The sequence below is a fragment of the Vibrio plantisponsor genome, from assembly GCF_013041605.1.
In the GTDB taxonomy this organism is placed as follows: Bacteria; Pseudomonadota; Gammaproteobacteria; order Enterobacterales; family Vibrionaceae; genus Vibrio; species Vibrio plantisponsor.
The window spans coordinates 1-24,606 of sequence record NZ_JABEQC010000018.1; the positions used below are offsets into that span (position 1 = coordinate 1).

At 45.1% G+C, this 24,606-nt stretch carries 20 protein-coding genes, 2 tRNA genes and 1 rRNA gene; 15 read left to right on the plus strand and 8 right to left on the minus strand.

The window, feature by feature from the left end; translation table 11 throughout:
- The first annotated feature begins 87 nt into the window (after positions 1–87).
- From rrf to HKI82_RS18735, 3 genes are all read left to right on the plus strand, one after another.
- A 5S ribosomal RNA gene (gene rrf / locus HKI82_RS18725) occupies positions 88–203 on the plus strand.
- A gap of 30 nt (positions 204–233) precedes the next feature.
- Positions 234–310: transfer RNA gene (locus tag HKI82_RS18730), tRNA-Asp, on the plus strand.
- A gap of 36 nt (positions 311–346) precedes the next feature.
- Positions 347–423: transfer RNA gene (locus HKI82_RS18735), tRNA-Trp, on the plus strand.
- 315 nt (positions 424–738) lie between these two features.
- Here HKI82_RS18735 and HKI82_RS18740 read toward each other — a convergent pair.
- On the minus strand, positions 739–3,441 hold the full coding sequence (locus tag HKI82_RS18740; protein ID WP_171138852.1) for a glycoside hydrolase family 2 protein: 2,703 nt from the start codon (positions 3,439–3,441) through the stop codon (positions 739–741).
- 353 nt (positions 3,442–3,794) lie between these two features.
- Here HKI82_RS18740 and HKI82_RS18745 point away from each other — a divergent pair, with 353 nt between their 5' ends.
- From HKI82_RS18745 to nfsA, 3 genes are all read left to right on the plus strand, one after another.
- Complete coding sequence (locus HKI82_RS18745; protein ID WP_171138853.1) at positions 3,795–4,715, plus strand: dienelactone hydrolase family protein; 921 nt, start codon at positions 3,795–3,797, stop codon at positions 4,713–4,715.
- A 122-nt stretch (positions 4,716–4,837) separates the two neighbouring features.
- On the plus strand, positions 4,838–5,170 hold the full coding sequence (locus tag HKI82_RS18750) for a DUF1904 domain-containing protein (RefSeq protein ID WP_171138854.1): 333 nt from the start codon (positions 4,838–4,840) through the stop codon (positions 5,168–5,170).
- Between the two features lie 11 nt (positions 5,171–5,181).
- The gene (gene nfsA / locus HKI82_RS18755; RefSeq protein WP_102942935.1) at positions 5,182–5,904 is read left to right on the plus strand and encodes an oxygen-insensitive NADPH nitroreductase; all 723 of its coding nucleotides are present in this window, start codon (positions 5,182–5,184) and stop codon (positions 5,902–5,904) included.
- A 69-nt stretch (positions 5,905–5,973) separates the two neighbouring features.
- Here nfsA and HKI82_RS18760 read toward each other — a convergent pair whose 3' ends face one another.
- The 3 genes from HKI82_RS18760 to rdgC all read right to left on the minus strand — a co-directional run bounded on the left by HKI82_RS18760 (position 5,974) and on the right by rdgC (position 8,960).
- Positions 5,974–6,228, minus strand: a complete 255-nt coding sequence (locus HKI82_RS18760; protein ID WP_102942934.1) for a YfhL family 4Fe-4S dicluster ferredoxin — start codon at positions 6,226–6,228, stop codon at positions 5,974–5,976.
- A 2-nt stretch (positions 6,229–6,230) separates the two neighbouring features.
- On the minus strand, positions 6,231–7,631 hold the full coding sequence (trhP, locus tag HKI82_RS18765; RefSeq protein WP_102942933.1) for a prephenate-dependent tRNA uridine(34) hydroxylase TrhP: 1,401 nt from the start codon (positions 7,629–7,631) through the stop codon (positions 6,231–6,233).
- A gap of 414 nt (positions 7,632–8,045) precedes the next feature.
- Entirely contained in the window at positions 8,046–8,960 is a 915-nt protein-coding gene (rdgC, locus tag HKI82_RS18770; RefSeq protein WP_102942932.1) for a recombination-associated protein RdgC, read from the minus strand.
- Between the two features lie 215 nt (positions 8,961–9,175).
- On the opposite strand from rdgC, the gene phoB reads away from it, so the two are divergent.
- From phoB to HKI82_RS18785, 3 genes are all read left to right on the plus strand, one after another.
- Entirely contained in the window at positions 9,176–9,865 is a 690-nt protein-coding gene (gene phoB / locus HKI82_RS18775; protein WP_042489603.1) for a phosphate regulon transcriptional regulator PhoB, read from the plus strand.
- Between the two features lie 66 nt (positions 9,866–9,931).
- Complete coding sequence (gene phoR, locus HKI82_RS18780) at positions 9,932–11,230, plus strand: phosphate regulon sensor histidine kinase PhoR (RefSeq protein ID WP_171138855.1); 1,299 nt, start codon at positions 9,932–9,934, stop codon at positions 11,228–11,230.
- Positions 11,231–11,265: 35 nt separating this feature from the next.
- Complete coding sequence (locus HKI82_RS18785) at positions 11,266–12,183, plus strand: PstS family phosphate ABC transporter substrate-binding protein (protein WP_240956756.1); 918 nt, start codon at positions 11,266–11,268, stop codon at positions 12,181–12,183.
- A gap of 51 nt (positions 12,184–12,234) precedes the next feature.
- Here HKI82_RS18785 and ppx read toward each other — a convergent pair whose 3' ends face one another.
- Positions 12,235–13,734, minus strand: coding sequence for an exopolyphosphatase (ppx, locus tag HKI82_RS18790; RefSeq protein ID WP_171138857.1), 1,500 nt, complete (start codon positions 13,732–13,734; stop codon positions 12,235–12,237).
- A 10-nt stretch (positions 13,735–13,744) separates the two neighbouring features.
- Complete coding sequence (ppk1, locus tag HKI82_RS18795) at positions 13,745–15,835, minus strand: polyphosphate kinase 1 (protein WP_102942928.1); 2,091 nt, start codon at positions 15,833–15,835, stop codon at positions 13,745–13,747.
- A 216-nt stretch (positions 15,836–16,051) separates the two neighbouring features.
- Here ppk1 and HKI82_RS18800 point away from each other — a divergent pair, with 216 nt between their 5' ends.
- From HKI82_RS18800 to phoU, 4 genes are read left to right on the plus strand one after another with little or no spacing between them, the layout of a single operon-like run.
- The gene (locus tag HKI82_RS18800; protein WP_171138858.1) at positions 16,052–18,280 is read left to right on the plus strand and encodes an ABC transporter permease subunit; all 2,229 of its coding nucleotides are present in this window, start codon (positions 16,052–16,054) and stop codon (positions 18,278–18,280) included.
- Positions 18,281–18,296: 16 nt separating this feature from the next.
- Positions 18,297–19,955 carry a phosphate ABC transporter permease PstA gene (gene pstA, locus HKI82_RS18805; RefSeq protein WP_171138859.1) on the plus strand — a complete coding sequence of 553 codons (1,659 nt, stop codon included), beginning with the start codon at positions 18,297–18,299 and terminating at the stop codon, positions 19,953–19,955.
- A gap of 2 nt (positions 19,956–19,957) precedes the next feature.
- A complete protein-coding gene (gene pstB / locus HKI82_RS18810) occupies positions 19,958–20,776 on the plus strand; it encodes a phosphate ABC transporter ATP-binding protein PstB (RefSeq protein ID WP_102942925.1) in 819 nt (272 codons plus the stop codon).
- Between the two features lie 50 nt (positions 20,777–20,826).
- Complete coding sequence (gene phoU, locus HKI82_RS18815) at positions 20,827–21,525, plus strand: phosphate signaling complex protein PhoU (protein ID WP_102942924.1); 699 nt, start codon at positions 20,827–20,829, stop codon at positions 21,523–21,525.
- A 22-nt stretch (positions 21,526–21,547) separates the two neighbouring features.
- Here the strand turns inward: phoU and HKI82_RS18820 are convergent, their stop codons facing one another.
- A complete protein-coding gene (locus HKI82_RS18820; RefSeq protein WP_171138860.1) occupies positions 21,548–22,297 on the minus strand; it encodes a copper homeostasis protein CutC in 750 nt (249 codons plus the stop codon).
- On the opposite strand from HKI82_RS18820, the gene HKI82_RS18825 reads away from it, so the two are divergent.
- A complete protein-coding gene (locus HKI82_RS18825; protein ID WP_171138861.1) occupies positions 22,296–22,460 on the plus strand; it encodes a hypothetical protein in 165 nt (54 codons plus the stop codon). The two genes, HKI82_RS18820 and HKI82_RS18825, sit on opposite strands and share 2 nt — an antisense overlap.
- Before the next feature lie 122 nt (positions 22,461–22,582).
- Here HKI82_RS18825 and HKI82_RS18830 read toward each other — a convergent pair whose 3' ends face one another.
- Positions 22,583–23,194: a peroxiredoxin C gene (locus tag HKI82_RS18830; protein WP_042489622.1), complete on the minus strand. Its 612-nt coding sequence runs from the start codon at positions 23,192–23,194 to the stop codon at positions 22,583–22,585.
- Between the two features lie 198 nt (positions 23,195–23,392).
- On the opposite strand from HKI82_RS18830, the gene HKI82_RS18835 reads away from it, so the two are divergent.
- A complete protein-coding gene (locus tag HKI82_RS18835; protein ID WP_102942923.1) occupies positions 23,393–24,298 on the plus strand; it encodes a hydrogen peroxide-inducible genes activator in 906 nt (301 codons plus the stop codon).
- Positions 24,299–24,606: the final 308 nt, after the last annotated feature.

Sequence of the window (24,606 nt, forward strand, 5' to 3'; positions counted from 1 at the left end):
CACCCAAGGGGTTTTGTGGGCTCAAATAAGAACATAAACTTGATTGTGTATAAGAACTGAAAACAGCTTTCCGAATTAAAGAATTTGCTTGGCGACCATAGCGATTTGGACCCACCTGATTCCATGCCGAACTCAGAAGTGAAACGAATTAGCGCCGATGGTAGTGTGGGGTCTCCCCATGTGAGAGTAGGACATCGCCAGGCTTTTATTTAGCACCAAGCGCTAACCAATGCGGAGCGGTAGTTCAGTTGGTTAGAATACCGGCCTGTCACGCCGGGGGTCGCGGGTTCGAGTCCCGTCCGCTCCGCCACTTATTCTGAGAGTCGTCTCACTAAAAACGAACTGCAGGGGTGTAGCTCCAATTGGCAGAGCAGCGGATTCCAAATCCGCGTGTTGGGAGTTCGAATCTCTCCACCCCTGCCATTATTAGAAGCCTCAGTCGAAAGACTGGGGCTTTTTTACATCAGTCGTTTACATAGTTGCTGTAATGCTCAATTGGCAGAGCAGCGGATTCCGCCAACACCAAAAATCAGCGCGTGCTGGGAGTTCGAATCTCTCCACCCCTGCCATTATTAGAAGCCTCAGTCGAAAGACTGGGGCTTTTTTACATCTGTCGTCTGGCTAGTTGCTGCAATGCTCAATTGGCAGAGCAGCGGATTCCGCCAATGCCAAAAACAAAGGCCACATAGCTTATTGCTGTGTGGCCTTGTTATTTTATCAGCGCTAATCAACTAACACTTATTCAGCGGTTTCTCCGCATTCTGATTGTTGAGCTTCAACGCCTTTTAGACGCAAAGTCATGTCCTCTAATGCTGTTATTTTTTGCTGCTTAGCTAGAGCAAATTGAGAAGCTTTTTCACGCAGTTCTTTTTCGTCAACAAGCCATTCTCGCTGCTCTTTTGCCAGTAGTTGATGAGTGCTTGGTTTTGAATGCAGAACCAGTTCATCAGGAATCAATGAATGTACGCCTTCTATGCTAGGTTTGGCTTGTATACGTATTTCTCCTGCTTGTAACGAGGTGCGGATCATTGCAGGTGCTGTTCCCCATTCGACTAATCTTGGATTCGAACTCATGCGCTCTGCCGAAATCAATTCCGCTTCACCCAGTACCGTGAAAGTAATACTGTTTCTTGCTAAGCGTTTGATGTTGCCGCTCTCGTCAGTCACTTCGGCGACTATCGTGACTAACTGGGAACCATCTGCGACGATAGGAGTGCTTTCATCCAATAAGCGTAGGCGAATACGTGTCGGGCGTCTTGCCGGATACTTAACTTCACGACAAACCACCTCGCCGTCAACCAATCCTTCGGCAACAAGGCAAGCCTCCTCAAACAAGTCTGCTCGGTGTTTATCTTTTACCGTCATAAAGTCATAAGCGTTTTTAAATACGGCGGGTTTAAATGGTAAGCCTGTGGTGGTGTTTTTGACTGACATTGTTCCCACTTCAACACCACAGAAAGTTAATCTAACTTGGTCTGCATTACTGCACACGATGACGTCTGAAGGAGAAATAGGCGTCATTTCATGCAGAATGGCAATGTGATAGCCGCTTTCAGCAATAGGGTGTTCCACAAGAGGGGTACGTTGGCTGCAGAACAGTTCATAAGCGTATTTGGGCTGACGGAATGCATCCATGATACCGCCCCAGAACTGTTCCGGATGATAACCTCGTTGATGGTCAAAGCCATGCCATAGAGTACCGCCTACATGCTGTCTTGGCGTTTGATAAAGGGTGTTAATACTGGTCGCATATTGATGGCTGCCATCTCCAGAACCGAGAGCATAGTGCATGGCTTGGATAATTTGAGCTTGTTCTCCCCAACTGCGATGTACGCGGCTGCTTGAATTATGAGAGTTCCAGTCATCCACATTGTCTCCCCATTCACGGGTAAAGCTGGCCTTGCCTTTGAATAGGTCAAACTTAATATCGCCTGCTGAGAGTTTGTTACTTCTCATTTGATTCGGATGGGCATAAACCATATCGGAAAACTGTTGGGCTTCAAGGTAGCTATCTAGAGGCACGATAGCGCCATACGGTTGCTCTTCATGGACGATTTGATAGATATCTTTGAGGAAACTCTCCGGTTGGTGAGTTTCATTAAGAGCAGGTTCGAAAGCCATAACCGATGGATGATTACGATCTCGACGGATCTTCTGTCTGATATTCGATTTTGCTTTTGACACAAACTGCGGTGCATCATTCCAGAATTGCCAACCGATGGAAGGAATAAGAAGCAGCATGCCAAGTTCATCAGCCGCATCCATGAAAGCTGGAGACTGAGGATAGTGCGCTGTTCTGATGACTCGCATGCCTGCATCTCTGAGCTTTTTCACATCATACCAATGTAAGCTGTTGCTCAGAGCTGTACCAACATATGCGTGATACTGGTGACGGTTAACACCAATAAGTTTATCTTCAAATGCTTGTCCGTTGATATATAGGCCATCTTCGCCACGCAATTCGATAGTTCGAATACCAATTCTGATACGGACTTCATCCACTTTTTCTCCCGCCGGATTGAAGAGCGAACACTCTAACCAGTAAAGATGCGGAGAGTCAGGGTGCCAGAGCTGTGGATTCTCAACCGTAATCGACTGTTCTACATGTAGGTTCTGATGGCTTGTTAGCACAATATCTGTGTTGGCGGTTGTAATTTCGCTTCCTTGAGAATCAACTAAGCGGGTGTGCAGAGTCAGGGGGCAATCTTGTACATCTGTATTTGCTAAATGGGATTTGATATTTACAGTGGCGCTTTGTGGCGAAACCTTTTCGAAGTGCACAAATATGCCACCGCCAGCAACTTCATCGACTTGATTGGCATGGGTAAAGTAGGTTTGCGCTGTGGTATACAGCCAAACATGTCGGTACATACCACCGACATAGGTAAAATCGAGCTCGGACTGATTTTTACCCGCAGGGAAACTGGAATCATCGCTATTGTCGGCCATTACGCAGATCAGGTTGCTTGAGCCAACGTTCACATATTCGGTGATATCTAAAACCATACCGAGAAAACCTTCGTAATTTTCTCTTACTTTCTGCCCATTGATCCAAATCTGAGATTTGCCCTGAATCGCTTCGAAGTTGATGAAAATACGTTTGTTAGAGAAACATTCGGACAGGTCAAAGTGTTTGCGATACCAGACTTCTCCCTGATAGTTAATACTTCCGCTGGCATCCTCTGGGAGCAACTCTACACAATGAGGAGCATTGATGATTTCCCACTGGCTGTCATCTAAAGACAGTTCCCCCCCTTGAGGATGTGAGCTTTTAAAGAATCGCCAACCAGTACCAAAATTAAACAAATCTCTCGGAGATGATTCAGTGTGAAAGAAACCAGCCGTAGAGAATTGTTGATGGCTGGCACTCATCGTAGGTTTATTGGTTAATGAGCGATGCGATTGGCAAGGTTTGTATTCTGAGGAGCAGAGTTTGGTCATTGATGAAGCCCTAGAGAACGAAAGAGAACAACGCTTATCCACTAAATTACTTTGAAGCGAGGTAAATAGTTCTTAACGGAGCGCTGAAGAAAAAGAAACGGTATTTTATTAATCTTTGACCAATGGACTTAAGGTGCACTGGATGTTATTTCGATGCATTTCATAAAAATAGAGGCTCTTTAATTTTGCTATAGCAGCCAGAGAAAATGGCGAGTTGGAAGAGGTCGTCTGAAATGCGATATCGCGTTTTTAATTGTTACAAATTTGATAAATTTTGTTCTCTTAAGTCGCAGAGCATGGTCTAAGATTTGTTAAGTAAAGACGAATGATTCGTAATGAACTAAGGACATTTCATGACAGAACGTATTGATACCCTAGCAAGCCAAAACCAACAAACAAGGGAAATACCGCAAGAAGCATTTGACTGGTACGACGAATATGCTCATGGTCTGATCGACCGTAGAGAGTTTATGAGACGACTCTCTGGGCTCGCAGTATTGGGTTTTAGCATGACAGTACTCACTTCTGCATTACTACCTAACTACGCTTTGGCAGAACAGGTATCTTTTAACGATGCAAAGATCAAAGCCACTTACGTGGAATTTGATTCTCCAAAAGGACATGGCAAAGGGCGAGGCTATTTGGTTATGCCTCGTGAGCTGACAGGAACTGCGCCAGTAGTTTTGGTTGTGCATGAAAACCGAGGTTTGAATCCTTACATTGAAGATGTTGCAAGACGTCTGGCGATGAATGGTTATATCGCATTTGCGCCTGATGCGTTATTCCCTCTCGGTGGTTATCCGGGCAATGACGACGATGGTCGAGCGATGCAAAGCAGTATGGATAAAGCCAAGATTGAAGAAGACTTTATTGCTGCCGCAATGTTTATTAAATCCCATGCCAATAGCTCTGGCAAATTGGGTGCTGTCGGATTCTGTTTTGGTGGCTATGTGGTGAATATGCTTGCTGCCACGATGCCAGACGCTCTGGATGCCGGAGTGCCTTTTTACGGGACGCCTGCAGCTGAAAGCATTCGTTCCAATGTCAAAGGGCCGTTGTTATTGCAGTTTGCAGAACTTGACCAGCGAGTGAATGCTACATGGCCTGATTATGAAAAAGTGCTGATGGCAAACAAAGTTCCATATACTGCGCACGTATATAAAGGCGTTAATCACGGCTTCCATAACGACTCTACGGGCCGTTATAACGAAGAAGCAGCGGAGTTGGCTTGGGAACGCACTTTGACCTTTTTCGATGAACATTTAAACGCATAGTAAATGAAACCAAGCGGCTCTTGTATTGAATGTTAAGACCTGAACTTTGATGCAAGAGCCATTACTTGTTGTCGCTCCCAATTTTTGAAGCTGTTATGATGTTCAAAAAGAAGGAGTAAGTTATGCCACATTTTCGTTTCCGCGCTGTAGAACCTCAAACGGTGCAAAACTTGTCAAAACCTCTCACGGATTCACTTCAGTCTTTGATGAATTCTCCTCGTGAAGATTTCACTTTCGAATATATCTACACCACTTTCTATGCAGAAGGTGAGGTAGCTGCTGCATACCCATTCGTGGAAGTACTGTGGTTTGATCGTGGGCAGGAAGTACAAGATAAGGTGGCAGCGATTGTGACCGAACAAGTGAAAGGCATTGTTGGTCAGGATTCAAATGTTGCAGTCATCTTCACCGCTCTAAGTCCTGCTGGCTACTACGATAATGCTCAGCATTATTAAGGGGTAAGTTGATGAATTCCGTTATTGATACGATTTTAAACCATCGCTCGATACGTGCTTTTAAAGATACTCCGATTACTCAACAACAGTTAGACACCATCATTAAGTCTGGTATTGCGGCTTCCAGCTCAAGCTTGCTTCAAGTGGTTTCGATTATTCGCGTAACCGATAAAGAGAAGCGCCAGAAGCTGGCAGAGCTATCTGGTAACCAACATTACGTTGCTCAGGCTGCTGAATTTCTGGTGTTCTGTATCGACTATCAACGTCACTATGAGATGAACCCAAATGTGAAACCTGAGTTTATGGAGTTAACGCTGATAGGGGCGGTAGACTCGGGTATCATGGCGCAGAACTGCTTGTTGGCTGCCGAATCAATGGGGCTGGGCGGTGTCTACATCGGTGGTCTACGTAATTCACCAAAACAAGTGGATGAGCTACTGGGATTACCGAAATACAGCGCAGTGCTGTTTGGTATGTGTCTGGGCCACCCAGACCAAGATCCTCAGCTGAAACCGCGTTTAGGGGCGGATGTGATTGTTCACGAGAACACTTACCAGCCTTTGAACAAAGATGCGGTTGCTGAGTACGATCAGACGATGATTGAATACTATCAAAGTCGTTCGAGCAATGTGAAACAGCAAGGTTGGTCGGATCAAATCACTGCTAAGCTGAGTCAGGAATCGAGACCGTATATGCTTGGTTATCTGAATGACAAAGGTCTAGCTCAGAAATAATTGAGATTAGAACGCAACAAAAAGCCCAGTCACTTGACTGGGCTTCGTTTTAAAGTGTTTAGAGAGCGATTACGCTAATCCCTGAATAATCACAAACTTCTCAAGCAACTCTTCTTCCGTCTCTACATGCTCCGGATCCGTCACAATACAGTTGGTGATCGGGCATACAGATTGACATGTCGGATTCTCGTAGTGTCCTTTACACTCTGTACAGAGGTTTGGATTGATCTCATAGATGTTGTCACCCATAGAGATGGCTCCGTTAGGACACTCAGGTTCACACATGTCACAGTTAGTGCATTTCTTTGTGATCAATAACGCCATGGTTACTTGCCTACTGGGTTACGAGTATCTTGTCCAGCATTCAGGTTACGCATCAGTAGCGCGTAGTTAAGATCCATGTCTTGAGGCACTGGGATATAAACAAAGTGACCGTTGCCTTTTGCGTCATCAACCGCTTCAGCTTTACGGTTTTCCATTGCTTCAAGAGTGAATACAACGTTACCTTTTGGTGTCATCAGTTCTAGGCTGTCACCAAGCATGAATTTGTTCTTAACTTCTACTTCAGCCATATCGCCACGGCGCTTACCGGTAAACTCACCAACGAACTGTTGAGCATCAGACACTGAGTAGCCGTAGTCGTAGTTTTGGTATGCATCGTGAGTGTGACGACGTAGGAAGCCTTCTGTGTAGCCACGGTGAGCTAGGCTTTCCAGAGTATTCATCAAGCTCTCATCAAATGGTTTACCTGCAACAGCGTCATCGATCGCTTTACGGTATACCTGAGCAGTACGAGCACAGTAGTAGAAAGACTTAGTACGACCTTCGATCTTCAATGAGTGAACGCCCATCTTAGTCAAACGCTCTACGTGTTGAACTGCACGCAGGTCTTTCGAGTTCATGATGTAAGTGCCGTGCTCATCTTCGTAAGCCGCCATTTTTTCTTCTGGACGGTGAGCTTCAGACAGAAGTACAACTTCATCAGAAGGTTTGCCCAAACCGAGAGTGTTGTCAGGACGCTCTTCCTGAACTTCAATTGCTTGTGCAGCATTTGGATCAAATTCTTCTACGATTTGACCGGCTTCGTCTTCTTTACCTTTTTCTACTTTGTATTCCCAACGACAAGCGTTAGTACAAGTACCTTGGTTCGGGTCACGTTTGTTGATGTAACCTGAAAGTAGGCAGCGGCCAGAATAAGCCATGCAAAGAGCGCCGTGTACGAAAATCTCAATTTCCATTTCAGGGCACTGTTCGCGAATTTCTTCAATTTCTTCTAGAGATAGTTCACGAGAAAGAATGACACGCTCAACGCCTTGCGTTGACCAGAATTTAACTGTTGCCCAGTTAACCGCGTTTGCTTGAACAGAAAGGTGAATAGCCATTTCTGGGAACGCTTCACGAACCATCATGATAAGACCTGGATCAGACATGATTAGAGCATCTGGGCCCATATCGATCACAGGTTTAAGGTCACGGATGAAGGTTTTTAGCTTTGAGTTATGCGGTTGAATGTTGCATACCACGTAGAATTTTTTACCTAGAGCATGGGCTTCGTTAATACCGATCTGTAGGTTTTCGTGGTTGAACTCATTGTTACGTACGCGCAGGCTGTAACGAGGTTGGCCAGCATAAACAGCATCAGCACCGTATGCGAATGCGTAACGCATGTTCTTAAGGCTACCCGCTGGAGATAATAGCTCTGGTACAAAAGTATTTTCAGTTGTCATTGTTTGTTTCTCAATCTGATCACAAGTCAGGCCAATACCACCTGATGGTATTGGAAGGGGCGCAAATTTTACGTCAAAACGTGAGCTGTGCCTAGTGAAGATTAAGAATATCCCTTCCTACTTGAAGCTGCAGCGGTGTTGGCTACGTTCGTTCACCCCAATCACATAGTTAGCTATGCTCATGGGGATTCACTCACTTGCCGCCTACCTGCAATTTCAAGTAGTTTTGGTATAGAAGGGGAAGAAAAGTAGGGAAAAACTGAGTTGATTAAGCATTAGTATCGTAGTGAATAGGCATCGAACACAAACACGCATAAACTATCCATGAAGCTCCGCTGAGCCATCCATGGCTCAGAGGGTTTGTTTATCGATGCCTATCCAATGATCTGACAGCTTTCTAAACTGAATCAGAAATTAAGCGTCAGCTTTTGGAAGACCGCCAAGCACTTCAAATAGGTTTGGTAAGAATGCTGAGAATTCACCGCATAGCAGAGAGAAGTCAGCATCTAGACGTGCGGCTTGATCTTCACGAGGAATATCTTCGTTTTGATCTTTAAGCTCGTCGCTGTACTGAATGCGTTTAATGCTGCAATCTTCAGCCAACACAAAGCTCAAACGATCTTGCCAGCTTAGGGCGAGTTTAGTGACCACTTTATTCGCCTGAATATGGCTAAGGATTTCATCACTGGTCAGCTCTTGCTTCTTACAACGAATTACTGCGCCGTCATCTAAGAACGATTTCAGTTCGGCTTCATCAAGTAACTGGAAACCCTGCGGCAAGTTACCGTCTTTCACCCACTCAGTCAGAGTTGTTTCTACTGCAACTTCAGGAATAGCCGGTACTACAGGCAGGCTGCCCATACTCTTACGCAGTAGTGCCAGCACATCTTCCGCTTTCTTATAGCTGCTTGCGTCAACCAGAATCAGACCTTCTTTTGGCATGATCAGAACGTAAGTTAGATGGCTGCGGCTAAAGGCTCGAGGAAGAAGATCAACAATGATGTCATCTTTGATGTTGTCTTTTTCTGTTTTCTTCAGCGGGCGACCTTCTTCCGCTTCCATCAATGCGACTTTCTCGTTAAGGGAGTCTTTAATCACTGAAGCGGGTAGCATTTTTTCTTCTTTCTTGGCGCAGATGAGAATGCGGTCTTCGCTAACGTGAGTCATCATGTCGCCGTGCTTGCCCAGTGCGTGAACCCAGCCAAATTTCTGTTTGTCTTGGCTGCCACATGGCGTGAAACGGAACTCTGCCAGTTGTTTTTCTAGCTGATCGGCGTTGAAATTGACTTCGCGATTAACACGATAAGCCATACAGTTTTTAAACCACATATCTTTTCTTTTCCTTGTTCGAAAGGCCAACATGATAGGGGATTTCCCCGTCAATGTCTTAGGCGAAACACAAAAATTATCAACTTATGCCAAGTAATATAAAACCATGAACAAGATAAGAAACTTATATTAAAAATTGTTTGCAATAGTCACAAAAGTGTCATATTCATTTTTCATAATGCAAAGCGTTGATTAAATATAAAGGTTATTCAAATATGTCTAGAAGGATTCTAGTTGTTGAAGACGAAGCGCCAATCCGAGAGATGCTTTGCTTTGTTCTTGAACAGAAAGGCTACCAAGCAGTGGAAGCAGAAGATTACGACACTGCGGTAGAGAAGTTAGCTGAACCCTTCCCTGATCTTGTTCTACTTGATTGGATGCTACCTGGTGGTAGTGGCATTAACTTTATCAAACACATGAAGCGTGAAGAGCTGACTCGTAATATTCCGGTTGTTATGCTGACTGCTCGTGGTGAAGAAGAAGATAAAGTTCGCGGCTTAGAAGTGGGTGCTGATGACTACATCACCAAACCTTTCTCACCTAAAGAACTTGTTGCTCGCTTGAAGGCGGTGATCCGCCGAGTTACACCAACTGCATTGGAAGAGTTGATCGATGTGCAAGGTCTGAAGTTAGACCCAGTTTCACACCGAGTGACAGCCAACGATGTCCCGTTAGATATGGGGCCAACTGAGTTTAAAATGTTGCACTTCTTTATGACTCACCAAGAGCGTGTGTACAGTCGTGAGCAACTATTGAATAACGTTTGGGGCACCAATGTGTACGTAGAAGATCGTACCGTTGATGTACACATTCGTCGATTGCGCAAAGCCCTTGAAGATGCTGGGCACGATAAGTTGATTCAAACGGTTCGTGGTGCTGGCTACCGCTTCTCAACGAAAGCGTAAAGAGCTAGGCTTATAAGCGCCAGCCTTGAAAAATAAAAGGCTTAAAAGGATCAAGTTCGAGAGATTATGGTTGAACGATTGACTTGGAAAAAGCTGGCTTGGGAGCTGGCTTTTTTTTACCTTCCATGGATAGTGGTTGGATGGATTTTTGGATACATGCCGTGGTTGCTACTAGCAGCAACGGCGATTCAGCTTGTCTGGCATCTGCATAACCAATTGCGTTTATCGGCATGGCTATGGGATGAGAAACGCCTGACGCCACCTTCTGGTTCTGGCAACTGGGAGTCTTTGTTTAACGGTATTTACCGACTACAACAACGCCAACGCAAAAAACGCAAAGAGCTGACTAACCTGATTCGCCGTTTCCGCAATGGTGCGGAATCACTACCCGATGCGGTGGTGGTTTTTCGTAGCGAAGGCAACATCGTATGGTGTAACCGCTTAGCTCAACATCTGCTCGGCTTTCGCTGGCCTGATGATTCTGGTCAGCCAATTTCTAATTTGATTCGTACGCCGGATTTCATCAAGTATCTGCAAAAAGATGATTTTTCCGAGCCGCTGGAAATGCGCTCACCACTCAACGTAGAACGTATGCTCGAACTGCGTATCGTGCCTTATACCGAAGGTGAGCATTTGATGGTGGTTCGTGACGTCACTCAGATTAAGCAACTTGAAGGTATGCGTCGCAACTTCTTCGCTAACGTTTCTCATGAGCTGCGAACTCCGATGACAGTGCTTCAAGGCTATTTGGAAATGACAGAGGACCCAGATGTCCTGTCTGGGCCGATGTGGGGCAAGGCACATGGTGTGATGACCGAGCAGCTTAACCGCATGAACAGTTTGGTCAATCAGCTTCTGACTCTGTCGAAAATCGAGGCTGCACCGATGCACGAGCTTGAAGAAGTGGTTAACGTACCTAGCATGCTGGAAATTCTGGAAAAAGAAGCCATCAGTCTCAGTGGTAGTGACGAACACAAACTCACTTTTGAAGTGGATAAAAATCTTAAAGTGCTGGCGGACGAAGATCAGTTGCGCAGCGCTATCTCTAACCTTGTTTACAATGCGGTGAAATACACGCCTCCGGGTGCTGAGATTTATGTCCGTTGGTATCAAAGTCCGCAAGGAGCTTGTCTGGAAGTCGAAGATAAGGGCGATGGTATTGAGCCTCAGCACTTACATCGTTTAACAGAGCGTTTTTACCGCGTAGATAAAGCGCGTTCTCGTGATACCGGTGGCAGTGGTCTGGGTTTGGCTATTGTAAAACACGCACTATCACATCATGATTCGCACCTTGATATCGAAAGTGAAGTAGGCAAGGGAAGTAAGTTCTCTTTTGTTCTGCCAAAACGTTTGGTCGTACGATGATAAAACTCAGTCAGTGTTGTATAGCTGCATCCTTAATGCTTACTCAGATGGCTTATGCGGTTGAGGAGCTACAGGACTATTCCAAAACATCCGGTGTTGCTGGCAGTTTGCTGTCGGTAGGCTCAGACACGCTTGCGGGTATGACAACACTGTGGGTCGAAGAGTTTCAAACACTTTATCCGAACGTCGATTCTCAGGTGCAGGCATCCGGTTCTGCCACTGCTCCACCTGCGTTAACGGAAGGTACTGCGCAATTTGGTCCAATGAGCCGCCCAATGCGCATGAGAGAGATTGAAGCTTTTGAGCGAGCTTTTGGTTATAAACCCACTGAATTGCGTGTCGCTATCGATGCTATTGGCGTTTTTGTCCATCGTGATAATCCGATTGAAGGACTTAACTTCAGCCAGCTAGACAGCATTTTCTCGGAAACACTCCGTTGCGGAGCCACTAAGTCTTCTAAAACTTGGCAAGATCTGGGTTTGAGCTATGACTGGGCAAAACGTGGCATACAGATGTTTGGACGCAACTCAGTATCTGGTACTTACGGCTACTTTAAACAGAATGCGCTTTGCGGCGGTGATTTCAAACGCAATGTGAACGAACAACCGGGATCGGCTTCGGTGGTTCAGTCGGTGGCATCATCAATTAATACCATTGGTTACTCGGGCGTTGGCTATCAGGTGTCGGGCGTGAAACTTCTGCCGATTGCCAAATCCGGTAGCGATTACGTCATGCCAACCCATGAGAATATCCTATCCGGTCAGTATCCACTTTCACGTTATCTGTTTGTTTATGTGAATAAAAATCCGCTGCGTGATTTAACGCCGATTCAACGAGAATTCATCCGCTTTATCTTCTCCAAACAAGGGCAAAGCTTAGTAGCAAAAGACGGTTATGTGCCGATTTCCGCTGAAATCGCCAGTCAAGAGCTGCAAAAAGTAGGGATTGAGTAACGGACAAAAAAGCCTCGTCGAAATGCGAGGCTTTTTAATGAACGGGTAAAATTAGAACTTCAGATCCCAACCGACGGCACGCCAGTACTCTTGTTCTGTGAGTAAATCGGCATGCAGCAGTTTGTTGTTTTCCAGCCAGTCTTTATCAACACAGCTTAAAGTCCATTCATCATCTTTGGCGCTTAAGGTGAGTTCTGGTAGTGGATCATCATTACGTTGTCCGTTGACTAAAATAGCCAGACGTAAAACGCGGATCAGACCAGTAATGTGTTTCTTCTTAAACAGAGAGAAGTCGGTCATTTCATTGAGCTTTAACGCTTTGCGTTGGAAACGAACCAAGGTTGAAAGTACCAGTTGTTGTTCACTGTTAAAGCCCGGCATGTTGGTATGACGCAGGATATAAGCCGAGTGACGATGGAATGCTTGTAAGCTGATGCTCAAGCCCACTTCATGTAGCAAAGCGCTCCATTCCAGTAGGTCAAACAGTTCGCTGCCTGCTTTTAAGCCAAGTTCAGAAGAGACATTGTCGAGAAAATCGCGTGCGTAGCCTTTTACCTGAGCGGCATGTTCGAGGTCTACTAAGTGTTTAGCCGCAAGATTTTCGGTGGTACGCAGACGAATATCAGAATACTTGAAGCGATCTTCCATTTCGTAAAGCAGACCTTCACGTAATGCACCGTCGGAAAAGTGCATCTCTTTGATATGAAGATCTTTAAATATCGCAGACAGAATCGCCACACCCGCAGCAAATACCGGTTTGCGATCATCTGTCAGAGTCGGCAAATCAATATCATCAATCTTGTTCCATTCGCACAGCTTTTCGATCAACTTGTTTAATCGATCGGGTGTGATAATACCGTCTTCGTCGCCCAAACCGATCAGAACTTCGTGAATCGCTTTGATGGTACCTGAAGAACCAAACGCACTTTGCCAGCCTTTCTTACGATACTTAGAAGCCATAGACTCCAGTTTTTGCTCGGCGGCTAAGATAGCTTGTGCAAAGTTTTTCTTCGACAGTTTGCCATTGGCAAAATGCTGGTGGGTGTAACTCACGCAACCCATCTGTTTACTGTTGACCAGCTCAGCTTCAAAACCTTTACCGATGATCATCTCGGTACTGCCACCGCCAATATCCACCACCAGCATCGAATCAGACTGAGGTTGAGTGTGAGCAACACCGAGGTAAATCAGACGAGCTTCTTCACTACCGGGAATGATCTCGATAGGAAAAGGCATCACTTCACGAGCACGCTGGATAAAAATGTGTGCGTTGTTGGCGCGGCGAAGTGTGTGGGTAGCTGCAATGCGAACATTCTCAGGTTCAAAGCCCTGAATTCGTTCCGCGAACATGGCTAAACACTCAAGACCGCGTTCAATTGACGGATTGTCAAGATTACCGAGAGAATCCAACCCAGATGCCAAACGAACCCGCTGCTTATGACGGCTGATAAGTTGCAAATCTTGATCGACGACTTTAGCAACGACCATATGGAAACTGTTTGAGCCTAAATCAATGGCGGCAATTTCACGGCTTGAAATGGGTTGGTTCATAGGCGGTAACTTACTCTTGATGGGCTATAGCCCCTTGTTTACGTGTCTGTTTTTCTACATTTTTAAGATAGTCATAAATCGCTATTTGAGAACGTATTTTTTTACGATTACCACGTTTCACATAGCTGTTGCTCATCTCTTTATCTATAACACGCGCTTTTACCGTATCTGTAAACTGAATGTTTAAAATATCGATGATTTTTTTCTTCAAACGCTCATCACGAATAGGTGCGGTAACTTCGATACGGTAATCGATGTTACGTGTCATCCAGTCAGCAGAAGAGATATAAATTTGTGGGTCGCCATCATTGTGGGTCATAAACACACGCGGGTGTTCCAAGAAACGGTCAACGATACTGATCACTTCAATATTGTCACTTACTCCTTCAACACCCGGAACCAGTGAACACATGCCTCGGATGATCATTCTGATTTTTACTCCGGCTGCACTGGCGCCATAAAGTTTGTTAATCAGACCTTTATCGACAAGGTTGTTGAGCTTAATGGTGATAGCCGCTTTTTTACCTGCTTTGGCATTCGCGATTTCGCTGTCTATCAAACGGTATAAACGGGTTCGTGAGTTTCGCGGTGAGACAATCAAATGGTTAAACTTAACCGGACGGAATGGGTTTTCAATGTAGTTGAAAACGCTGCGAACTTCCGTTGTCAGCTCCTCATCGGCGGTCAGCAGAGAGAAGTCGGTATAAATACGAGCTGTTTTCTCGTGGAAGTTACCTGTACCGATATGCGCGTAACGGACAAAGTTGTCGTCTTCTTTGCGCGTAATAAGCAACAACTTGGCGTGAATCTTCATCCCTGGGGCACCAAAGATAACGTGCACGCCAGCTTCGGTCAGAATTCGAGACCATTCAATATTGGCTTCTTCGTCAAAACGCGCTTGCAGTTCAACCACCACAACCACTCGTTTCCCGTTATGAACCGCGTCGATTAAGGAGTTCATCAAGCGTGAATCTTTTGCTACGCGATAAACGTTAATTTTTATGCTGATGACTTTCGGGTCAAAAGACGCTTGTCGTACCAATTCAGTAATGTGGTCAAAGCTGTGATACGGATAGTGAAGCAAAATGTCTTTGGCTTTGATTGCTTCAAACGAGTTAGGGTAACCATCAAAATCAGCGCAACTTAGCGGCGGTAACGGTCTGTTTTCCAAGTAATCACGGCCGAAGTTTGGAAAACCAATGAAGTCTTTAAAGTTGTGGTAGCGGCTGCCCGGCAACAAGCTGTCATAGTGGGAGATTTTTAGCTTTTCACATAAGAATCGCAGCATGGCTTCCGGCATTTCACGCTCATACACAAAGCGAACGGGCATCGCCGTCAAGCGCTGGCTCAAACCTTCGGACATTTGCTCCAACAAACTGTATTCCACCTCGTGGCCTAAATCGTATTCGGCATCACGAGTCATTTTCATTGAGTAGCCTGCGATACTGTCGTAATCGAAAAAGCCTTGGAAAATACTCTCAAGACAGTAACGAATAATGTTATCCAGCAAGATGATGGTTTTACGACGTTTGCCTTTTTGCTCTGGCACCATGACAAAGCGTGGCAGATGATCGGTCGGGATTTCGATCAGCGCATATTGGCTGTGTTCACCTTTTTTCAGCTCAACAGTGATATAGGCGTACTCGTCTTTGAGGAATTGAAGAACGTCAATGTCGTCACGCATCAGCAGGGGAGTGATATGAGGCAGTACTTCTTTCTGGAAATACTTGGTTATCCAACGTTGCTGAGCTTCATCAAGTTGGGTCTCATTAACCAGAAAAATACGTCGCCTTGCCATTTCTAAGATCAGATCACTATAGAGTTGATCAAAATCCTGGTTGAGTTTGTAGGCTTTGGTTTGCATTTGCGAGAGCAGATGCTTGGATTCGTCGCTGCCACCACGTTCGCGGTTGATGAGGATCAGGCGTTTTACGTCAGCAAATCGTACTTTGTAAAACTCATCTAAGTTATTGGAAAAAATGCCTAAAAATCGAATTCGTTCGATAAGGGGTACGGTTTTATCTGCGGCTTCCTGCAATACGCGTTCGTTAAATGAAAGCCAACTTAATTCCTTGTCGATATACAGCTTATCCGTACTCATGATACACCTACTGACTAGTTCTTTGACGTTGATAACTGTGGTCGTTAACTATGGTAGCTAACTCATGCAAAATATTGCTCCAATGTGACATTTTTATTGCAGTGAGTATTTTTGTTCTTAGAGTTGTTTTATTTTCAGTTGTTTAATGCGCTTTGTAATATAATTGTCACCTAAACGACATACTATGACATTCTGGCAAATTGGGTAGATTTTTAAATGGTTCAAAGCACATTTTCATTGAAAGAACGAGATCAGAAACGATTAATCAAAGATCGTTTGGTTCGTCTTGCAGTGACATGCGGTGGCGTCAGTGTGCTCGGGGCTTTGGTACTGATCTTTATCTACCTTGGTATGGTCGTTCTTCCTCTGTTTTCAGATTCAAAGTTGGAACCTAATTTTGCCAGTCAGCCTATTTCAGCTTCTGCACCTCAGTATCTGGCGATTGATGAATATGGCGAGCGTGGTTTTATTGTTCGTTCAAACGAAAGCGACAAAGATGCGAGCGCCGAATTTTGGTTGCTCAATCACGAGAAAAGTTCTCCGATCTGGATTGAGCACCTCAACATAAAACCGACTGTGTTTGCTACAGCAACGCGAGATTCTGGCTGGTTTGCTATGGCGGATAGCGAACGTAATGTAGTTGTGGTTCGTCCCCAATTTCTTTATTCAATGACCAAACAAGGGCGAGGTTTTACGCCTGAACTTGAACGCCTGTCATTGCATAAAAACTTTAAGCTTTCTCCTCAAGGGTCAACGGTTAAGCAATTCAGCTTTGCGGTCACTGACGAGGAAACGGTGTTTGCCAGCTATCTTGATGACAGCTCTGTGTTGGTTCGTTGGGTGGATACTACTGCGCAAAATCAACAAGGAGAATTTCGCTTCCCGACTCAGTTTGGCAAAGTCGACCAATTGGTACTCACGCCGGATGCGAAGACCTTGTACATTCGCTCAGGCACAGACCTTGTGGTGGCGCTTCGTGATGGGGTACGTTTTCACATTCGTGAAGTTGTTGATTTGAGCCTTGGTGATAGTAAACACCAAGTAACGGCCATTACGCTTCTGTCCGGTGCTCATTCTCTGTTGGTTTCCCACAGTGACGGTTTGGTCTCGCAGTGGTTTGATGTTTTGCATTCAACAGATTCACAAAAGGGCGAGCGTAAGCTTACGCATATTCGCGAGTTTAAGTTGGCATCGGAAATGACCATGCTGCTGCCCGATACCTATCGCAAAGGTTTCTACAGTTTTTATAAAAACGGTTCGGTTCAAAGTCACTACACCACCAGTGAAAAGCTGGTGATCTTTGAACGAGCCTATTCCAAAGCACCGACATTGGCTGCGATGTCAGACAACGAACGTTATTTGGCGACTTATTCTGACGGCATTATCAGTGTCGCTAAGGTGGATAACGGCTATCCGGAAGTATCATTTTCATCGTTGTGGCAGAAAGTGTGGTACGAGAGTTACCCAGAGCCTCAGTACGTATGGCAATCGACATCCGGTGGTGATGATTTTGAAGCTAAATTTAGTTTGGTGCCGATTGCATTTGGTACATTGAAAGCAGCGTTTTATGCGATGTTGTTTGCTGTGCCAATTGCTGTTTTAGGGGCTATTTATACTGCGTATTTTATGGCGCCGAAAATGCGCCGCGTCGTTAAGCCAACCATTGAATTGATGGAAGCTTTGCCGACGGTGATCATCGGTTTCTTAGCAGGATTATGGTTTGCTCCGATCGTTGAGACGAATCTGGCATCTATCACTGCATTGTTTGTTCTATTACCTGTCGCTATCTTTACTGTCGGGCTGGTTTGGTCATGGTTGCCGCGTTCAATAATGCGTAAAGCTCATGGCTGGCACTCTTTAATATTGATCCCTCTGCTGATTGGTTTTGTCGCTTTGATTTTATCGTTTACCAGTGAAATCGAGATGTGGTTGTTTGATGGTGATGTACGTTTGCTATTAGCGTCACACGGTATCGATTTCGACCAGAGAAATGCGCTGGTGGTTGGTTTTGCTATGGGCTTTGCGGTGATCCCGACCATATTTACCATTGCGGAAGATGCCATTTTCTCGGTGCCGAAACACCTGTCTGACGGTTCGTTAGCTTTAGGCGCAACGGCATGGCAGACGTTAATGAATGTGGTGTTGTTAACCGCGAGTCCTGGTATTTTCTCAGCCATTATGATGGGCTTAGGTCGAGCCGTGGGTGAAACGATGATCGTCTTGATGGCGACAGGTAACACGCCAATTATGGATTGGAATATTCTGGAAGGCATGCGTACTTTGTCCGCAACCATAGCGGTGGAGCTTCCGGAATCCGAAGTAGGCAGTTCGCATTTTAGAATTCTGTTCTTGGCTGCATTGCTTTTATTTGTGTTTACATTTGCAGTGAACTCGATCGCTGAGTGGGTTCGTCAGCGTCTTCGTGCTCGTTATCGTTCACTATAGCGGGTTGGATAGCTAAATGTCGTTATTGAAATGGTTTAAATCGGGCTCTCCTTGGATATGGCTTACCGGCGGTGCGGTGAGCCTAAGTTTGATCTCGGTTCTTGGATTATTGCTGTTGATCGGCTGGAAAGGGTTAACCTATTTCTGGCCTGCACCTCTGTATCAATGGCACAACTTATCAGAGCCCAACAAAGTGATCGTCGGTCAGCTATACGCCTCTGAACGTGTTCCTGTCAGCCATTTGAAAGAGATGAACATCACTCTGTCTGCCGAAGCTTCGGAAGAGGGAACCGCAGAGCGCTTAAGCATTAAAGTTGCGAACCGAGACCTCTATCAGGCGGATTTCATTTCACTGCTGGCAGACAACGTTTCTGCACCTGAAAAGCCGACGGGTTGGGCGGTGATTGAGCGTACCCGTGACGGACAGTTCTTTGGTAAGCCTGTCGGGTTTGAGAAAGCCGATGGTGAGAGCAGTTCTTATATTTCAACGCTTCTTGAGCGAGGATTGCAAGAAGTGACGACGCTGCGTGAGCAGATCGATACAGTGATTGAACAAGAGATTCGGGTTGTCAGCAGTGCTTCAGAAAAGTTGAGACTGGAGAGAAGACGTTTAGAGCTCAACGGTAAGTTAACCGATGAATATCTGGCTGCCTATCAACAGCAAAAGCAAGTGCTGGATGAAAAACGAAAACAAGCAGAAGAGTATCTGGATTTACTGAGAACTCAGCTAGGTCAGCAAACTTTGATTGTTGAAGACATGGCCGGAACTCGGGTACGAATTCCTGTGAGTCATATCTTGGATATCTGGTATCCGAATGATATGAATGCTTTGGAAAAATTGACCCAGTGGTCGAAACAGGTCTGGGCGTTTTTATCTGAAAATCCACGTGAATCTAACTCCGAAGGCGGTGTGTTCCCAGCAATCTTTGGCACTGTCTTTCTGGTGTTGCTGATGTCGGTAATTGTGATGCCTCTTGGCGTCGTTGCTGCGGTTTATTTGCATGAATACGCCAAAGACAATACCTTTACCCGCATTATTCGCGTAGCAGTCATCAACTTAGCCGGTGTACCGTCTATTGTTTATGGCGTGTTTGGTTTAGGCTTTTTTGTTTACACCATAGGTTCATCTATCGATAGCGTGTTCTACGCAGAGCGTTTACCAGCACCTACCTTTGGTACGCCGGGTTTGTTATGGTCAGCGTTGACATTGGCAGTGTTAACACTGCCTGTGGTGATAGTGACCACTGAAGAAGGGTTAACCCGTATTCCGAATTCGGTTCGCCACGGCTCATTAGCATTGGGCGCAACACAGTTTGAAACCATTTGGCGAATTGTTCTGCCTATGGCTAGCCCTGCTATGATTACAGGACTGATATTAGCGATAGCCCGTGCTGCGGGAGAGGTTGCGCCATTAATGCTGGTGGGGGTAGTAAAAATTGCTTCAAGCTTGCCAGTAGATGCCGAGTTCCCTTATGTTCATCTGGAACGTAAGTTTATGCATTTAGGTTTTCATATTTACGATGTGGGTTTCCAGACTACCAACATCGAAACCGCGCGACCGTTGGTGTACGCGACATCATTTTTACTCGTAACGGTCATTGTGGCTTTGAACTTAACAGCCATTAGCATTCGTAATAATTTGCGCGAGAAATATCGTACTTTAGGACAAGATTAAGCATGTTTTCTGTTAATCAAACTTTGGGCTATCAAGCTCCGTTGGATGTCAACAATCTAACTGACCAGCAAACCTCAATTTCAATTGAAGGTTTGAGCCTTTTCTATGGTCAGACAAAAGCGTTGAGCGATATCTCCATGCGCATTCCTAAAGGACAAGTGACGGCGTTTATCGGTCCTTCTGGTTGTGGTAAGTCGACCTTGCTGCGTTGTATCAACCGTATGAACGATCTTGTGGAAGCCTGCCGCGTAGAAGGTGAAATCAAGCTGCATGGCAAAAACGTTTATCATCCGGATGTGGATGTTGCCACTCTCAGACGCCGAGTGGGTATGGTGTTTCAGCGCCCGAACCCGTTTCCTAAATCTATTTACGAAAACGTGGTTTACGGTCTACGTTTACAGGGAATAAAGAACAGTCGCACCTTAGATGATGCGGTGGAGCGCTCACTGCGCGCAGCGGCACTTTGGGATGAAGTAAAACATCGTCTGCATGAAAATGCGTTTGGTTTATCCGGTGGTCAGCAACAGCGTTTGGTGATTGCACGTGCCATTGCTATTGAACCTGAAGTGCTATTGCTGGATGAACCGACATCAGCTCTTGACCCAATTTCAACTTTGACGATCGAAGAGCTGATCCATGAGCTGAAAACCAAATATACGGTAGTGATTGTTACCCATAACATGCAACAAGCAGCAAGGGTGAGTGACCATACCGCCTTTATTCATATGGGAAAATTGATCGAGTACTCAGATACGGACTCTATTTTTACTTCGCCATTGAAAAAGAAAACCGAAGACTACATTACTGGTCGATACGGTTAAGTGAACATCAGCACTTTTTACAGCAGAACTCTGCGAATTAAGGATCCATCATGCAGTTAGGTCGCCATATCTCAGGTCAATTCAATGTTGAGCTTGAATCCATTCGTACTCATGTATTAACCATGGGCGGGTTGGTTGAGCAACAGCTTTCATTCGCGATGCAAGCGGTGAATAAGCAGGATATTGAGCTTGCAAGAAAAGTGGTGCGTGATGATCACAAAGTGAATGCGATGGAAGTGTCGATTGATGAAGCATGTACTCGCATTATCGCTAAGCGTCAGCCTGCGGCAAAAGATCTGCGTTTGATTATGGCGATCATCAAAACCATTACCGATCTTGAACGTATCGGTGATGTTGCAACGAAGATGGCTTATGTGGCGATTGAAAGCCCTTCTTCAAAAGAGACTCAGTTTCAGGTCTCCTTAGAGCCTTTATGTCGCAGTGCTGTGGCGATGTTACATAAAGTGCTGGATGCTTTTGCCCGTATGGATTTGGAAGCCGCAGCAGAGGTTTATAAGCTAGATGACAAGCTAGATAAAGAGTATGAAGCTGTGATTCGTCAGTTGATGACTTATATGATGGAAGACCCAAAAAACATCCCGCATATTCTGCAAGTGATGTGGTCTGCGCGTGCAATTGAGCGTGTTGGCGACCGTTGCCAAAACATCTGTGAATACATCATTTACTTTGTTAAAGGCAAAGACGTTCGCCACTTGGGCGAACAGTCTATCGATGATGCTTTGCGCTAGATTCTCTTTCTAAATCTCAGCACTAAAACGATTTTACAATTTCCGCGACTTTGCGAATGGCTTCTGGATTCGTCACAGGGACGATGAAGTCATCGAGGTTTTGATTGCCCATTTTGGCGCTGTTTGCCACCAACGTCATGTGACTTGCTCGCGTTGATTTTCCGGATAAGTGCACTTCTTTAACCAAGGTTTGAGTGACAATGGTTTCCACGTTGTCACTTGATACACCTGCTCCCGCCATAATGGATAAGCGTCCATCTGCAAGTTGTACCATGTCTGTGATGACATCTGCCCCCGCTAATGCATTGCTGGCGAGACCTGAAGTTAGTACTCGCTCACAGCCGAGTTCAATGATGTCTTCTAATGCTTGGCGATAGTCTTGGCATTGATCTATCGCGCGATGAAAAGTCACACCTAATCCATTCAGTTTGGCGTGATTGACGATTCTGGCGCATTTCTGAATATCAACTTTTCCTTCAGCGGTAAGAATGCCAAACACGATACCTTGTAAGCCCGCTTCAGCCGCCGAATCAATGTCATACAACATGGATTCCATATCGTCTTCATCGTAAAGGAAATCGCCTTGGCGAGGGCGGATCATGGCATAAACAGGAATAGACGAAATTCTCGCAGCTTGCTTCATCATGCCAAAACTTGGTGTGAGTCCACCTAAAGCCAAAGAAGAGCAAAGTTCGATGCGGTTGGCACCGCCTTCGATCGCTAAATGTAGAGATTCTAGATTGTCGATACACACTTCGATGTTGTAGTTCATGATGGGCTCGCAGCTGTTTTATGTGGGGATAAGTGTATACCAAACAGCAGTAAATTCATTGCTTGCAATCGGTAAAGTTGTCATTGGTATCGATAAACGAACCGGATGTGCCATGGATGGTTGGGCGTGTTCGTGTTCGATGCCAATTAACGGCTATAAATAAAAAAGCTCAAAGCGGATGCTTTGAGCTTTTACAAGACTTTACTTCTTAACTGATTGGCGGTGCGTTATCGCTTTATATATTGTCCAACCATTAACCCGAGTTGAGCGCGGGCTAAGAAGTGATTACTTTTTGCCTAAATCGTCTGAGTGCTCAGATAGGAATGCTGCAACGCCTTTAGGAGATGCGTCCATACCTGCTTTGCCTTCTTCCCATTGTGCTGGGCAAACTTCACCGTGTTTTTGGTGGAAGTTTAGTGCGTCAACCATACGTAGCATTTCGTCGATGTTACGGCCTAGTGGTAGGTCGTTAACAACTTGGTGACGTACTAGACCGTCTTCGTCGATTAGGAAAGAACCACGGAAAGCAACGCCAGCTTCTGGGTGCTCAACATCGTAAGCTTTTACGATTTCGTGCTTGACGTCAGCAACTAGAGGGTATTTAACTTGACCGATACCGCCATCAGCGATAGCAGTGTTACGCCATGCGTTGTGAGAGAATTGAGAATCGATAGAAACACCGATCACTTCAACGCCTTTAGCTTGGAAGTCTTCAAAACGCTTGTCGAATGCGATCAATTCAGATGGGCAAACGAAAGTGAAATCTAGAGGGTAGAAGAATACAACTGCTTTCTTACCTTTAGTGAATTCTTTGAAGTTGAATGTATCAACGATTTCACCGTTACCAAGTACCGCAGCAGCAGTAAAATCAGGGGCTTGACGACCTACTAGTACCATTTTTTTGCTCCTAAGCATTAAATTATGATAAGCCGACTCTCATTGTTGTCGGCTTAGTCCATGTATGTACGAGACAAACTATAGTACATTTTCTTAAATAGAAAAAAGCGAATTAAATAGATTAACTTAATCGAAAAAAGCGATAATAGCCCACATCATAAATCACTGAACCGAAATACCTCAAAGATAATAATTACTATGAATAAATGGCCAAGCTTAAAGCAGCTTCATTACTTAGTGACACTGCATGAAACCCGCCACTTCAGCGAGGCGGCATTACGTTGTTTTGTGAGTCAATCTACCTTGAGCAAAGGCATTCAAAACCTTGAAGAGTTAATTGGTTGCCCGCTGTATGAAAAGAAAGATAAAAAAAGTCCGCTGGTTTTTACCCTTGCCGGAGAGCAGGTGGTAAAGAGAGGGCGAGAGTTACTCGCTAAAGGACAGGATTTAGTCGAAGTCGGTAAACTGTGTCAAACCGATGCGATGGAAGGGCAACTGAGGCTGGGTTGTATCCCGACAATTGCGCCGTTTCTACTGGTGGACTTGGTGCAAGAGGTGAATTTACGTTATCCGAAGTTACACCTATTGTTGCGCGAAGATACTACGGCGAATCTGCTTCAGAGCCTGAGAAATGGAGAGTTAGATGTTCTGATCTTGGCTCTGCCAATGGATATTGGAAATCTCGAAAGTCGTATTGTTGGCCGAGATGCTTTTCGTATGGTGATCAGCCGTAATCAAGCGGATGCTATTCGAGTTCCCATCAAATACGCAGACTTACCTGATGAATCTGTATTCTTGTTAGAGAACGAACACTGTTTAACGGAACACGCGGTTTCTGCCTGTAAGCTAACAGAGAAAGAGAAGATTAATCCATTTACAGCAACGAGTTTACATACTTTAGTACAGATGGTTGCCAATGGATTAGGGACGACGTTTATCCCACAAATGGCGATTGAACACGGTCTTTTAGAAAACCAGAATCTCGTGGTCATCGATCCTCCTGGTCAGCAGGCCTACAGGGAAATTGGATTAATATGGCGTCCAAGTTCATCTCGCAGTCATACGTTTAACCTCCTTGCGGATTTGCTTTCAGAGATGTTGTAGCGCTTAGTCGCGTGTCCTGCCGGTTCAGGTCTCTGTTTTTTACACACTTTGGACATCTTATTCGCTCTCTGCTGAGTAGAAACTTCAATTGGTTCGCAAATATAGACGATCATCTTATAGTTAAAATGCACTGTTAATGGTGCATTTTTTAGTTAGTTATACTTTTCGAATCGCTTTTTCTGTGAAATTTCACAAGACTAAAAATTATGAAGCTTTCATAAAATTGTAAAAATTCACAAAGTTAATTTTACAGTTTTTGTCTTGCTCGATGTTTGAAGAAAAATGGCTTTCTCCGTCTAAGCTACCAC